Below are 13,327 nucleotides of genomic sequence, written 5' to 3'. Positions count from 1 at the left end.
CTAACAGGATTCCAATGAGTTTTAACAAAATAAAAAAAGCTGCGGCAGACACCGCAGCTTACATTACAAATCAAAAGTAAATACATCAAAAAAACGTTAATAACAAACGTTTTAATTATGAAATGATGCGTTTGTTTGTAAAGTATGGTAGGTATCTTCATAGGTGGAAATAAGCCCAAAACAAACTAAGGGGTGTGTATCGCACTAAAATCCCCTGTTGTTAAAACTTCCTTATTTCCTTATAATACGTTTTCCTATTCAGAAACTACCGCACTCACAAAATGCACCCCTTATTATTTATATGCTCATTGAAATCGACTTTACCGTTTTATTATACTTTGTGAGACGGAAAAAGTAAAGAATAATCAAATATTTTAGTTCTAAGAAATCGGCTTAAAGGATAATCGTACACAAGACTTGGGATTGGTAGCCAAATGAAATGAAAGTCGAGTCGAAGAAATAAATAAGATAAGAATTAGACTTGGAACCCATTTGTTTTTCTGCATTAAGTCGTTGACTTACGGCCTTAAAATACAAATGAACCCTAACCATATTGCCCATCAATACAAGTTTCTTAAAGCTGATAAATCCTAAGGATTAACCTATTCATGAGTTGTGCTCCTTTGTCGGTGTAGGAACGGATTTAGTCATCGTTCCCACACTAACAACTGGAGCTTTTTCTATTTTTATCAATAGTTTTTTATATGCACAAATTTTTACTGCCATGCAACGATAATGTTCGGTGCCAGGCTCCCGTACTTCTTAAAAAGTTATTGACACTATCGTCTTTCACTGTTATGGTTACACACATACGTATATAACCATAACACCGTACCACCCCAAAAGGAGGGTCGTTAATGAGTAATGTTTTTAATTCTGATAAGCCAATCTATATACAAGTTCGTGAGCTTATTGAAGATCAGATTATCAATAAACAATTGAATGAAGACGATCAAGCACCTTCCACGAATCAACTTGTTCATTACTATAAAATCAATCATGCCACTGTTTCGAAGGGAATAAATCAGTTAGTTGAGGAAGAAATACTTTATAAGAAAAGAGGTATTGGGATGTTTGTAGTTAAAGGGGCTCGGGATAAAATACTCGCGATGCGACGGCAATCATTTATTGAAGACAATATTGTCTCGCTTGTACTAGAAGCAGAAAAGCTAGAAATTACGATAGAAGAAATCTTCAACTATATTAAAGAAGTGAAAGGACGTGAACAATAATGAATATTAAAGCAAATAATCTTCATTTTTCTTATGGAAATGACGAGATATTACGTGACATAGATTTTGAAATTACGGAACCAAAAATTTACGGATTACTCGGTAGAAACGGTGCCGGAAAAACAACCCTACTTTCTTTACTTGGATCCTTTCGCGTACCGACATCTGGCCAAATATTAATCGATAGCGAGCAACCATTTGAAAATGCTCGAATCATGCAGGACGTAACTTTTATGTATGACAAGGATTATACAGGGGAATCAGACTCTCCTTCCACAATCATAAAATATTTGAAACGCTATCGACCAAATTTTGATTTGGAGTATGCAGAAAGTTTATTAAAGAAATTTAAGCTCGAAGGGAAAAAATCAGTATCTAAACTTTCTAAAGGAAAGCAATCTGCCTTTAATGTCGTGGTTGGCTTAGCAAGTCGATCACCGATCACGATATTTGACGAAGTCTATCTTGGAATGGACGCACCAGCACGCGATTTATTCTATAAAGAATTGTTACAGGATCAAGAGCTACATCCACGAATTATCATTTTATCTACCCATCTTGTTTCAGAAATGGAGTATCTATTTGATGAGGTCATCATAATTAAGGACGGAAAAATTCTTCTACATGAACAAAATGATCGCCTTATTTCCTATGGAATTACAGTGGTTGGAAATAAGCAAGCAATTCAAAAATTTTCAGAGGGTAAAAATGTGATCCACGAAGAACAGCTAGGTGACACACGTTCAATCACACTGTTCGGAGAATTAAGCACTGCGGAGCGAGCTTCTGCAAAAGAACTACGTCTCGATATTGCTCCAGTATCACTGCATAATTTATTTATTCATCTAACGGAGGAGGGGAATTAGTATGAAGAAAGTCGTATCTTTTCCAATGATTGCTGTAGATCAATTTTGGGTGCAACTGACATGGACATTTTGGGCTACGGGGATTTTTATCATCGTTAATATTGTTAAATTGGTGTTCGGGAATAACATTGATTCCTTCTATAGTGCAGGATATATTAGCAGTAATATCTATATGCTCGTCATCGGAATCATTGCGATAAGCTTTCTCTCCTATTACGTAGGGATGGGAGTGACAAGGAAGAATTATTTTATTGGAAACGTGATTGCTAGCGTTGCTTTATCGATCATTATCCCAATAGGTATTTATGTGATTAACTTGATACAGAAGCTAATAGTAGGCAATTTCTCTTCTATTGTTTTGAACGCCAATACGTTAGAGAAAATTAAAATTGACATCGACGGAAATATCATAGGGGAAATTATTCAGTCAATCATTTTAACACCATTTGTTAACCCAGAAACCAACCTTACCCTCTCCCTTGCTTTGTTTAGTCTTCATATCTTCGTTTTTTATATTATCGGTTGGCTAATTGGAGCAGCATTCCAGCGTCTAGGAGTTATTGGCGGAATACTCTTTATAGCAATTGGAATTGGAATTATTTCAATAAAAGATTCAATGATTCGCTTAGCACTTGATTTACCGCTATTTCAAAGTTTCTCAGCACTAAACGCTGTCCCAACTAATTTAGCATTACTATTAGTAGTCGTTGTCATTTTGATTACAATCTTACTAATTCATCTACTAACTAGACGGGCACCGATAAAAATATAAATATGTTTAAAATGAAATAACCACCATTGGTAGTTCAATAGTGGTTATTTTCTTTGTTTAATTACTATTCTCTCCGCAATAAATACAGGCTTCGATTCATAAGTGAATTGATTAATTCATCACATCATTTTGGGGAGAAAGTGGTCGTTTAACTTATTTTATATAAACCATCCTGTTTCTAACGTTCGGAATAGCTCTAAAAATCTTAGACTAACATTTGTTATTCTTTGCTGCCCTACCCTCGTATTGAATCATCGCTTCCCGTTCGGTATAAGCTTGACGAACTAATGTCATAAAATCCATAACATCACATTCTAAATGATGTAGCATACCTTTAAGTTAGCGATCGCTTTATCTGGATCATAATGCGGAAATAATTCTTCACATAAAATATCACGAGTCGTGATTGGATGAAAAGTTAAGTATGAAAGATTTCGTTTAGCATGTCGTTGATGCCAGCCTGTAGTAATTGGAACAGAATCAATCTCCACACGAAATCCATGCATAAGCTAGACATTCGAAATTGGAATGCGATACGTTATCTGCTCCTGTTTCGGCTAAAAAACCGCTCGATTGAATCGCTGATCTAGAAATAAATAGTTTACAGATTTATATCACTTTGAATGATTCATATACAAAACGCATAAAGCCGATTAAAAACATGCGAGTGGTTCTAATCAGCTTTACTTATCTATTACATAGTGGGACATCATTTTCAGAGTCGTTAGATTTTCAAATTTCTTATTCTAATATTTTCCAACTCATGCGGTAACTGCTCCATACTTGGTATCCTAGCTTACCGTACCAGTCTGTTAACCAAGTCCATCCCAAATAGCTGTATTCAAAACCTCTTTGGCTCAGTGTCTCTGTTGCTCTTAGGGCAATGGCCATTCCAATTCCATTTTCTCTAAAATCTTCCTTGACACCCAATGCACCAAATCCAGCCACTTGACCACTTATAAGCCGCTTCCATTTAAAGCGGTCACCTGCTTTTCCATTACCAAATAGCAGTACCGATCCGATAATGTCTCCATTCTTGCTTTTCGCCAATAGAATATCTTCATAAGCATTTTGTTGTGCATAGTACTGAAAATAATCAGACCAATTAGGAAAATTCTTCTGTTCAAACACTAATAATTCATTGATATCGCTTTCGCTAGATTCTTCAATACGAATATCAGTATTGATATAAACATTAGAGGGAAGACGAACTTCATTCAAATTCCCTATCAAATCTACACTATCCTCCGAATATTTCCAGTCACACTTCTCAAAAAACGATATTGCGTGGGGGAGATTTTCGGGAACTCCTGGCCAGAAATAAGCATTAGCTCCTGCCCCAAGTTGAATATCAACTACCCCTTGGGAATGAAGATGTCTTTCACCGATAGATAGTAACTTTTTTCCTATCCCTTTCCCTTGATCCAGTTGATTGACTATTATCAATACGACAGAACCGCGTGGTCTGGGGTTGTTTGTACTACTTATTCCAGTAATAATAAATCCCACAATATGATTATCTATTTCTGCTATAAAATGCGAATGACTACTATCTGTACTTCGAATAATTCTCTCGAAATCTTGGTATTCAATTGGCCACTTATGCCGAAGATTAAGCTCCCACAATCTATACATTTTAATTAAGTCGCTATTCTTGAAATTTCGAACAATCATATCAATGTCCCCCATATCTCTCAATCGAATGCTTCAATGCTATTTCAGGAATATCATTCTCCTAGGGGCACATGGCAAAGAACGTTGCAATGCAACGTCTTTATGCCGAAAATGTCCATTTAATTAACATTGGGGTGATCATTCTGTTTATTCACTTAAATTCACTCTAAATTTTCCACAAACCGCTGTATTCGTTTCGATGCTTCCTCCAATTGGGTCATTGAGGTTGCGTATGAGCAACGAATATACCCTTCACCGCTTTCACCGAATACACTTCCAGGAACGACGGCGACCTTTTCTGATATGAGCAATTTTTCTGCGAATTCTTCCGAAGATAAGCCAGTTTTCTTAATTGATGGAAACAAATAAAATGCGCCCCCTGGTGATTCGCAGCCAAGCCCTATACTGTTCAACTGATGCACTAAATAATTTCTTCTTTGACGATAACTGCGGACCATCCGTTTGACATTATCACTGTTGCCGGTCAATGCCTCCAGGCCGGCGTACTGTGCCATGGTTGATGCACACATCATCGATGATTGGTGGATTTTTAACATCGCCTGTATAATCTCCTTGGGTCCCGCCGCATAACCGAGACGCCAACCGGTCATCGCAAATGCTTTTGAAAACCCAGAAATGGTGATAGTCTGCTCTTTCATCCCTTCCAACGCCCCTGTACTGACATGATCATCTTCATAAATTAATTCCGCATAGATTTCATCGGAATAAACGAGCAAATCATGGTCTTTCACAATTTGAGCAATGGGTTCCAAATCGTTTCTGCTGAGAACCGTGCCAGTCGGATTATTAGGATTACATAAAAAAACCGCCTTTGTTTTCGCAGTAATCAACGGTTCGAGCTGTTCTGGTGTTGGTTTAAATTGATTTTCAGCCTTAGTTTCGAGGGGAACGGCTATCCCTCCTGCCATTTGAATGAGGGGGATATACGAAACAAATCCTGGGTTGACGATGATCACTTCATCGCCCCTATTGATCGTCGCACGAAGAACCAAATCAATTGCCTGGCTTGCCCCAACGGTGACCAATATTTCATCTTCCGGATTATAATCCAAATCATATTTTGTTAAATAACGGCAGATTTCCTGTCGCAAACTGAAAAGACCTGCATTTGAAGTATAGGCGGTATAGCCCTGCTCAAGTGAATGATAGCTGGCTTCAATAATATTCCATGGTGTTGTAAAATCAGGTTCACCAACACCAAGAGAAACCACATCATCCATCTGGGAGGCGAGATCAAAAAAACGTCTGATCCCGGAAGGCTGAATCGAATTGGCTAGCTCTGAAACGAAATGGCTACTTTTTGTTGCCGTCATGGTGACACCACCATTCTCTTATCCTTTGATTTTTCATCAAAAATGACACCATCATGTTTATATTTTTTTAAGATAAAATGTGTCGTTGTTGAAATGACAGAATCGAGTGTCGAAAGCTTTTCGGAGACAAAATTACTGATGTCAGACATTGATTTCCCTTCCACCGTAACCGATAAATCATAAGTCCCGGACATTAGATAAACCGACTTAACTTCGCTATGGCGATAAATTCGTTCAGCAGTTTGATCGAACCCTACGCCTCTTTTCGGAGCAACCTTCACATCAATCATCGCAGTGATATCTCCGTTGCCCAGTACTTTTGACCAGTCAATAACCGCAGAATAGCCCTGAATCACCTGTGATTGCTCAAGGTCTTTTATCATGTCGGCTACTTCATTTATATCCATATTCAGCATCTTTGCCAGTGATTCAATTTCAATTCGTCCGTGGGTTTCCAATATTTCCAGTAATTCTAGTTGTTTTTCTTTCATAAGTAGGCTACTCTCCTCTTCTGTACTTTAATATCCAGGAATATAATTTTAAATGAACCTATGCTATGTAAATCATTATACATTTTTTTATAAAAGATTTGATCATTTTCTATTTAAATTGTTTCATAAAAGCACTCGTTTTAAAAAGCTTTAGGTTAGAAACCACTCAGCTAGTTTAGCCGGTAATAAATATTTGAATAGGTCCTTCCCATTCAACTTTTTGAACTTCTTGATAATTATCGTTCGTATACTCCGAGATGATTTTTCTCCAAAATTTTTGCGCTGGAACGTTCTCCTTCATCTCTGAAACCTGCCATGTTCCCGAGAAGGTATCAAAGAGATAAAAAGCAGTTTTCTTCCCAACACCAGTTTTTCGGTATTTCTTCATAACAAAAAACTCAGCCATTGAAAAATAGAATTCAGGGTTTTCACCCTCTTGAGTTATTTTACGAACTAGCGCAAATCCAGCATAATTTCCATTAACCTTGATCAAAAAAGGGAAACGACTTGGCTCTGTCCAGTAATGTTCAAAATACTTATAACCATATAATCCCTGATCATTTACATCTTCAGGATCAAACTCACTAAAATCATATTTGTATAACTCGAGTAAGTTCTTTAATACGTTTTTTTGTTCTAGAGATACTTTTTCGATCTGTACATCCACTCATCTTACCTCCATAACTAAATAAACCGGATAGTCCGTTTGCCAAATTGCCACAATCCAGCTACTTATATAATTGTATCAAACTAATTTGCATGATCGAACTTTTTTTATGTCAAAAGATCAAAAAATTTCAAGACCACAAAAGGAGGGTTTCAAACTAGTTCACACTTCGGATTAACAAGTATCCATAGTGCTCACCATCCCACCTTCCAAAACACGATCTATTTTACCTTTTGCTTATTGCAGTCTATCCTTGATACGAATACACTTATTCAAATGCAAAAAATTATGCATTGTTGCAGGCATCAATATCAACCCAGCGATGTTTTTTCTACTCCAATAGTCTGCTAGCCAAGCTGACTTTTGAGTGACGGCTTTTTCATTAAACAATCGTTTGATTCTGTTTTGTTCAACTTTCGTCTTAAATTGTCCAGCTCCAATGATTGTATGACTTGCTGTGTCCGCTTAGCAACAGCGCTTCTATATGCTAAGAGAGAATTAAAATTAATTTTTGCACTTAACTCAGTAATTTCTTCTACGCTCATGTCATTGCCCGAATGAGAGACTTCGATATTCATTTGCTCCAACTATTCCCCTATATAAAGGACTTGCTGAGTATCTGCAATCAATAAGTTTATAGTCATATCTTCAATTCTAGCAATATGCCATAAGTGCCACGCAATTGAGTTTTTTGTATCTGGATTAGCTACAGGATACTTCCTAAAAGTGACTTCGTCCAAGTCATTTAACAGCACATCTTCCAGTGTTGTTCTACTCGTATTCCCGATAGAAGATGAGTGTAGCAAGGCATGCTGAGAAAGAAATAATTGTATAGTTTGGGCGTGTTTTTCTGGTTTTTGTATAATTTCCGTTAATATCTTATGGTTTTGATTCCAAATTCTTCGCTCTTTGACATCCATAAAAATTAATCCTCTCAATTGATTGCTATGTATACATTGATTCAGTACCTTCTATTCTTCTCTTACGAATGAGATTTTTAACAAAAACATTACCCAAGTGATAGTATAATCATCGAGGGGTTCATCTTTCCCATATAATCTAGTATAATGGCAAATTCACGGAGGTTATAAAATGCAACAACAATATTCATTCGTTTATGAACGCTTATATCAATATTACTGCCCACAAAACTGGTGGCCAGCTGAAACCCCTTTTGAGATGATGATTGGTGCAATCCTTGTGCAAAATACAAGTTGGCGTAATGTTGAAAAAGCACTCGTGCAATTAAAACCTTTTTTAGATCCTGAAACGATTGCGCGCTTGTCTGAAGCAGAACTTGCTCAGCTGATCAAATCTAGTGGGTTTTTCAACATAAAGGCTAAGCGAATCAAAGCGTTTATACAATGGTTTAAAAAATATGAATATGATATCGAAAAAATTAAACAAATAGATAAACAGACATTACGCAGTGAATTATTAAACATCCATGGCATTGGCCGAGAAACAGCAGATGCGATGCTCCTATATGCATTCCATAAACCTGTATTTGTCGTTGATGCTTATGCAAGGAGAATTTTTACACGGCTTGGAAATGATGTACCAGCTTCTTATGATTTTTTTAGAAAACAGGTTGAGAGTGAATTTCCAGCTGATCTAATACTATTCCAAGAATACCATGCCCTTCTTGTTGAACATGGAAAAGTACATTGCAAAACGAAACCACTATGTCTTGGATGTCCATTGAATGATCTTTGTGATTATCATTTAACGTCGTTTGGATGAAATTTTGAATACGAACCGTAGTGATGTTTGCGTCGATTTCAATTTTTAGAAATAAAAACTTTCAATCTCTTTCACAAGTTTTTGCAAGGCAGAACTTTTTTGCGTTGATTTCATATTCTTTTCGAATTTTTCCTTGTTTTTATAAATTGAGTCTAAATGATCTACCAATGTCTCACAGTCTAGTTTTTCTTCCTCCAACATAAGTCCATAGCCCTTTTCCTGGAAGGCCTTTGCGTTGAGGATTTGGTCTCCCCTGCTTTGATCTAATCCTAAAGGAATGATGAGCATCGGGATATTCAAAGCCAAAAATTCAAATATGGCGTTTGAGCCGCCTCTCGTAATGACGATATCAGAAGCAGCTAAAATATCTGATAGTTCATCATGTACATACTCATATTGGCGATATCCTGAGACATTTGAGTATTGGTCATCTTTATTTCCTTTTCCACATAGATGAACAATCTGGTATTTCGATGTCAGCTCAGATAAAGACATTCTGATAATTTCATTGATTTTTTTAGCCCCCAAGCTCCCACCCATTATCGTTAAAATAGGAAGTGGAGAATGAAATCCAAGAAAAGCTCTCCCACGAGCAGCCGAACCGCTCAGTATTTCTTTTCTAATTGGTGAACCAATAACGGTCGTCTTATGTTCGGGGAAAAATTTCTTTGCTTCCTCAAAAGAGGTAAAGATTTTTGTAGCAAATCTTTGCGAAATTTTATTGGCCAATCCAGGTGTTATATCACTTTCATGAATTAATACGGGAATTTTTAGCGTCTTAGCCGCTAGAATAACGGGTACGGAAACAAATCCGCCTTTCGAAAAAACAAGTTGAGGTTTTATGTTTTTTAGAATTTTTTTTGCTTCAAAGTATCCTTTTAATACATGAAAGATATCCTTCACATTTTGCAAATCAAAATACCGCCTTAATTTTCCACTGTTAATACCGGAATAGGGAATATTCAGTTTTTGAATCAACTCTTTCTCAATCCCTTTTTTTGAACCAATATAAGATATGTCCCAATCTTGGCCTAGCTCTTTCATAATCGCTATATTTGGGGTTACATGTCCCGCTGAACCTCCACCCGTAAATACAATTGGCTTTTTTTTCATAAAAACTCCTCTTTAATAAAGCTTCTTTTGAAGCATTACTTCTTCATCATTCATTTCTCCAGTTTCATAAAAACCGAATTTTTTATACAAATGAAGAGCGTTGTTATTTGTTGGTGTAGTAGACAAAGTAATATATTGAACATCTTTATATTTAAAGTATTTGATCACTTCTTCTAAAGCTAACGAAGCATATCCTTTATTTTGATACTTCTCATCAATCATAAATTGCCAGAGCCAATAGCGAAGCCGCTCCTCCCCGATTTCTTCATCGAAAACAAACGCTGTATATCCAATAATAGTATTATTCAATCGTATAAAAAAGGGGCGAGCACACTTAGGGCGCTCTTCAGCTGCTTCAATTGCTTCTGGTACATTTAGAATTAATTTGGCTTCAACTTGTTCATCCGTAACATTTAAACTTTGACCTAGAATTTTATTATCATCGGTTATTGGAATTAAGTATACACGTTGTTTTTGAGTATATGAATTCAACTCCTTTTTTAACTCTAATTCAACAGAACTCGTTACTGCATTTTCTTCTGGAGCTTCCACGTATATAATTTTGTCAAAACCGACTGAAGTCCAAAATTTTAGGCCTAGATAATTTGAGCCGGAAACCAATAATTCAGCGGTCAAGAACCCCCTGTCTAAATAATAATTATCTAATTCATGAACTGCCAATGTCCCTAAGCCTAGTTTTCTATACTTTTTTGAAACATACATATGTAAGATATAATAATTCGTCTCTGACTTTTCAAACAGCCATATGTAGCCGATCAAATGGTTCAGATAGCGGATGCTAAGACATTTTACTAATTCTTTTGGGATATTAGGAATCACAGTATTAATGTCGATCAGAGGCGCCAAAGGCTCTCTACCCCTCAACTTGCATAAAGTATGGTTTTGCTTCTCTAAAAAGCTCATTCAGTTCTTTTGAATCATTTTCTGTTGAAATAGAGAGCATTATTAAATTCATTTATATTCTCCGTTCTTGTTACATTGCTATGTAGTCGATGCTATATTGAACGATAAATTGCGGGTATTTTAATTTTGTATCCAACTTTAAAAAAACAGCCACCTCCACACATATGAAGAATAGCTGGAACTTCAGATTAAGTTTGATCAACCATAACTCACATATCTTTTTTATTTTTGATTACAATTTGAGTTCGGCATTCACTTCTCCACATTCCAATACATCTCCCGTTTCAACAAATCCTAGTGATGTATATAAGTTTTTCGCAACTACATTTTCAGGTTTATATGTCAGCTCAACAACCCGGGCTTTTCCATGGGGAGAACTCCTTGAAAAGTCAATTGCTTTTATCATGGTTTCTCTGCCATAGCCTTTACCCTGATAGCGCTTGTCAATCATCATTTTAAAAACACCATAACTGCTATGCTCATAATGACCATCCCCATCGTCATAATACATCATAATGAAGCCGACCATGGTTCCATCTTTATAAACCGCAAAAGTTATGATATCCTGCCCTTCATCCGCTGCGATATAAGCCTCTGCAAGGGCATGCTGATTGGAAGATATAAATCTTTGCTGTTCTTCTGTGACTTGCAACTCGATACACTCAATAAAATTATCCCAAGTAATTTTTCTGAATTCCACGATCCTTACCTCCCTTTAAATAACCGCTCAATCCCTTATTTCAATTGCACATGGTCGATAAACCGTTTTAAATATAATTCGCCAGATTTGTTTCATTACCTGCAAATTTCCAATATATTCTGTAGAATCAAAATAATCTTCATGCTTCCATGATAACAAAGGTTGGATCATTCAGATTAATTGCTCTAATATATGAGCTACACCATCTTCGTCATTCGTTTTTGTAATAGAGCAGGCAGCTGATTTCAATTCTGGAATGGCATTTTCCATGGCTATCGGAATACCACAGACATGAAATAATTCTATATCATTCCAATCATCACCGAAAGCCATTACATTAGACATTAGAATATTCCTATGGAGACAGAGTTTGCGAACAGCATATTCTTTAGAGACACCCTTTGCCATGATTTGAATAAGCGTTCCTGCATCAGTACAGATGGCATTTACTTTTTGTTGGAACTGGGACTTTAAATTCTGATAGTGAGGATATTCTGATAGTAAAAACTTTGAAGCCTTGAGCTTTTTTAATTCACCAAGAGACAAGATTGTTGGCTTGGTCAATACATTTGGGACCGTCTCGTTATAGAAAGGCTTGTTACTGTAGCATTGGTCTTCTGACTCAATAGAATAGCAGGCGTCCACATGAGTTTCGCTAATATACTCTATTATTTCAGCTACGATCATTGTTTCAATGCCCATATGCTCTCTATATCCTGAAGCGTTATCTGTCAAAAACGCCCCATTATAATAAACAAAAGCCCCGATTTCTCGCAATCTTTGAGGAAGAAATAATTGAACTGAGCGCGGAGGTCTAGCTGTAGCAAATATAATGAAAATTCCTTTTTGGTGCATCTCGAAAATAGCTTGTTGATTTCTCTTCGAAACTTCTTTTTTCGAATTCAATAAAGTTCCATCTAAATCCAAGACAATCGCTTTAACCTCGTTCATGAATGCCACAGCTCATGCCCCTCCCCATACTCTCTTTTACTATAAAGTCTATAATTTAACTTTATTCAAATCATCTAAAAGTTGATGTAATTCTCCTAGATTTTGAATTTCATAAGTTGGGATCACTTCTGTTCGTTCTTTTTCTTCACGATTAATCCATACGGATTTCATCCCCACTCGATTGGCCCCAAGTATATCTGTCATTAGGTTATCGCCCACCATAATCGCTTCGTCTTTATTTAACGACATTAATGATAACGCATGTTCAAAAATAGCAGGATCCGGTTTTCCTTTTCCAAAGCCACCAGATATAACAATCTGTTCGAAATAAGGCGTAAGCTCTGGAGTAATTGTAAGTTTCGTTTGCTGTAAATCAGGTGATCCATTTGTGAGCAGTAACAGTCGATAATCTTCTTGTAAACGGTCTAATACAGTAAAAGTGTCCTCAAATACAAATGGTAGCTTCCTTCTCTCTGCCGGAAATCGTTCTGCTAATTCATGACCGAACTCTGCGTCATCAATCCCCACTGCTTTTAAACCTAATGTCCAAGCATCTTTTCGGTAAGTGGGAACGATCTCTTTCATCTTTTTGAATTCATCATGATCTTCGAGGAAGTTCCCCCACAGTCCTTCAAACGGATTAATACCAATCATTTGGGTAAAAGGATAGGTTTCGTACGAGGCATAAAGTTGTCTTGCTTGCTCACGCACCGCTACCTCAAATTTTTCTGCTTTTATTTCATAACGTTCTTCTGCTATTTTACAAGTAGACAGAAAAGCTTCTTGAATGCTTTTTTTATCCCAAAGTAAAGTATCGTCCAAATCAAAAAATACAGCTTTAATCATATTGACCCTCTCTC

16 protein-coding genes are annotated in these 13,327 nt (G+C 36.6%); 4 read left to right on the top strand and 12 right to left on the bottom strand.

Annotated features, from left to right (window positions below; all coding sequences use genetic code 11):
- Window positions 1-857: 857 nt before the first annotated feature.
- Genes KI375_RS03610 through KI375_RS03600 form a run of 3 tightly spaced genes read left to right on the top strand, consistent with a single transcriptional unit; the run spans window position 858 to window position 2,870 of the window.
- On the top strand, window positions 858-1,232 hold the full coding sequence (locus KI375_RS03610) for a GntR family transcriptional regulator (protein ID WP_212972184.1): 375 nt from the start codon (window positions 858-860) through the stop codon (window positions 1,230-1,232).
- Entirely contained in the window at window positions 1,232-2,098 is an 867-nt protein-coding gene (locus KI375_RS03605) for an ATP-binding cassette domain-containing protein (protein ID WP_212972183.1), read from the top strand. Before KI375_RS03610 ends, KI375_RS03605 begins: the two co-directional genes overlap by 1 nt.
- A gap of 1 nt (window position 2,099) precedes the next feature.
- Window positions 2,100-2,870: a hypothetical protein gene (locus tag KI375_RS03600; protein ID WP_212972182.1), complete on the top strand. Its 771-nt coding sequence runs from the start codon at window positions 2,100-2,102 to the stop codon at window positions 2,868-2,870.
- A 314-nt stretch (window positions 2,871-3,184) separates the two neighbouring features.
- On the opposite strand, the gene KI375_RS03595 is transcribed toward KI375_RS03600, so the two are convergent.
- The 7 genes from KI375_RS03595 to KI375_RS27770 all read right to left on the bottom strand — a co-directional run bounded on the left by KI375_RS03595 (window position 3,185) and on the right by KI375_RS27770 (window position 7,956).
- On the bottom strand, window positions 3,185-3,376 hold the full coding sequence (locus tag KI375_RS03595) for a hypothetical protein (protein WP_212972181.1): 192 nt from the start codon (window positions 3,374-3,376) through the stop codon (window positions 3,185-3,187).
- A gap of 235 nt (window positions 3,377-3,611) precedes the next feature.
- A complete protein-coding gene (locus tag KI375_RS03590) occupies window positions 3,612-4,544 on the bottom strand; it encodes a GNAT family N-acetyltransferase (RefSeq protein ID WP_212972180.1) in 933 nt (310 codons plus the stop codon).
- Between the two features lie 161 nt (window positions 4,545-4,705).
- The gene (locus KI375_RS03585) at window positions 4,706-5,878 is read right to left on the bottom strand and encodes an aminotransferase (protein ID WP_212972179.1); all 1,173 of its coding nucleotides are present in this window, start codon (window positions 5,876-5,878) and stop codon (window positions 4,706-4,708) included.
- The gene (locus KI375_RS03580; RefSeq protein WP_212972178.1) at window positions 5,875-6,369 is read right to left on the bottom strand and encodes an Lrp/AsnC family transcriptional regulator; all 495 of its coding nucleotides are present in this window, start codon (window positions 6,367-6,369) and stop codon (window positions 5,875-5,877) included. The genes KI375_RS03585 and KI375_RS03580 overlap by 4 nt, the downstream gene beginning before the upstream one ends.
- 175 nt (window positions 6,370-6,544) lie before the next feature.
- The gene (locus KI375_RS03575) at window positions 6,545-7,036 is read right to left on the bottom strand and encodes a GNAT family N-acetyltransferase (protein ID WP_212972177.1); all 492 of its coding nucleotides are present in this window, start codon (window positions 7,034-7,036) and stop codon (window positions 6,545-6,547) included.
- Between the two features lie 347 nt (window positions 7,037-7,383).
- Window positions 7,384-7,623 carry a hypothetical protein gene (locus KI375_RS27775; protein WP_306419775.1) on the bottom strand — a complete coding sequence of 80 codons (240 nt, stop codon included), beginning with the start codon at window positions 7,621-7,623 and terminating at the stop codon, window positions 7,384-7,386.
- The gene (locus tag KI375_RS27770) at window positions 7,624-7,956 is read right to left on the bottom strand and encodes a hypothetical protein (RefSeq protein WP_306419774.1); all 333 of its coding nucleotides are present in this window, start codon (window positions 7,954-7,956) and stop codon (window positions 7,624-7,626) included.
- Window positions 7,957-8,128: 172 nt separating this feature from the next.
- Here KI375_RS27770 and KI375_RS03565 point away from each other — a divergent pair, with 172 nt between their 5' ends.
- Entirely contained in the window at window positions 8,129-8,779 is a 651-nt protein-coding gene (locus tag KI375_RS03565) for an endonuclease III domain-containing protein (RefSeq protein WP_212972176.1), read from the top strand.
- A 45-nt stretch (window positions 8,780-8,824) separates the two neighbouring features.
- Here the strand turns inward: KI375_RS03565 and KI375_RS03560 are convergent, their stop codons facing one another.
- The 5 genes from KI375_RS03560 to KI375_RS03540 form a co-directional block, all read right to left on the bottom strand.
- Entirely contained in the window at window positions 8,825-9,892 is a 1,068-nt protein-coding gene (locus tag KI375_RS03560; RefSeq protein ID WP_212972175.1) for an undecaprenyldiphospho-muramoylpentapeptide beta-N-acetylglucosaminyltransferase, read from the bottom strand.
- Between the two features lie 12 nt (window positions 9,893-9,904).
- The gene (locus tag KI375_RS03555; protein WP_212972174.1) at window positions 9,905-10,759 is read right to left on the bottom strand and encodes a GNAT family N-acetyltransferase; all 855 of its coding nucleotides are present in this window, start codon (window positions 10,757-10,759) and stop codon (window positions 9,905-9,907) included.
- 289 nt (window positions 10,760-11,048) lie between these two features.
- The gene (locus tag KI375_RS03550) at window positions 11,049-11,516 is read right to left on the bottom strand and encodes a GNAT family N-acetyltransferase (RefSeq protein ID WP_212972173.1); all 468 of its coding nucleotides are present in this window, start codon (window positions 11,514-11,516) and stop codon (window positions 11,049-11,051) included.
- Window positions 11,517-11,687: 171 nt separating this feature from the next.
- Window positions 11,688-12,476 carry an HAD family hydrolase gene (locus KI375_RS03545; protein ID WP_212972172.1) on the bottom strand — a complete coding sequence of 263 codons (789 nt, stop codon included), beginning with the start codon at window positions 12,474-12,476 and terminating at the stop codon, window positions 11,688-11,690.
- Window positions 12,477-12,515: 39 nt separating this feature from the next.
- Window positions 12,516-13,313 carry an HAD family hydrolase gene (locus tag KI375_RS03540; protein ID WP_212972171.1) on the bottom strand — a complete coding sequence of 266 codons (798 nt, stop codon included), beginning with the start codon at window positions 13,311-13,313 and terminating at the stop codon, window positions 12,516-12,518.
- Window positions 13,314-13,327 lie beyond the last annotated feature (14 nt).

This window comes from Bacillus sp. J14TS2, from assembly GCF_018333015.1.
Lineage (GTDB): Bacteria > Bacillota > Bacilli > Bacillales > Bacillaceae_C > Lederbergia.
This window is presented reverse-complemented; position numbering and strand designations above follow the sequence as displayed.

Excerpts from the sequence above, each read along its gene's own strand:
- KI375_RS03610 (WP_212972184.1), top strand. The coding sequence starts at position 858 with ATGAGTAATGTTTTTAATTCTGATAAGCCAATCTATATACAAGTTCGT.
- KI375_RS03605 (WP_212972183.1), top strand. The coding sequence starts at position 1,232 with ATGAATATTAAAGCAAATAATCTTCATTTTTCTTATGGAAATGACGAG.
- KI375_RS03600 (WP_212972182.1), top strand. The coding sequence starts at position 2,100 with ATGAAGAAAGTCGTATCTTTTCCAATGATTGCTGTAGATCAATTTTGG.
- KI375_RS03595 (WP_212972181.1), bottom strand. The coding sequence starts at position 3,376 with ATGCATGGATTTCGTGTGGAGATTGATTCTGTTCCAATTACTACAGGC.
- KI375_RS03590 (WP_212972180.1), bottom strand. The coding sequence starts at position 4,544 with ATGATTGTTCGAAATTTCAAGAATAGCGACTTAATTAAAATGTATAGA.
- KI375_RS03585 (WP_212972179.1), bottom strand. The coding sequence starts at position 5,878 with ATGACGGCAACAAAAAGTAGCCATTTCGTTTCAGAGCTAGCCAATTCG.
- KI375_RS03580 (WP_212972178.1), bottom strand. The coding sequence starts at position 6,369 with ATGAAAGAAAAACAACTAGAATTACTGGAAATATTGGAAACCCACGGA.
- KI375_RS27770 (WP_306419774.1), bottom strand. The coding sequence starts at position 7,956 with ATGGATGTCAAAGAGCGAAGAATTTGGAATCAAAACCATAAGATATTA.
- KI375_RS03565 (WP_212972176.1), top strand. The coding sequence starts at position 8,129 with ATGCAACAACAATATTCATTCGTTTATGAACGCTTATATCAATATTAC.
- KI375_RS03560 (WP_212972175.1), bottom strand. The coding sequence starts at position 9,892 with ATGAAAAAAAAGCCAATTGTATTTACGGGTGGAGGTTCAGCGGGACAT.
- KI375_RS03540 (WP_212972171.1), bottom strand. The coding sequence starts at position 13,313 with ATGATTAAAGCTGTATTTTTTGATTTGGACGATACTTTACTTTGGGAT.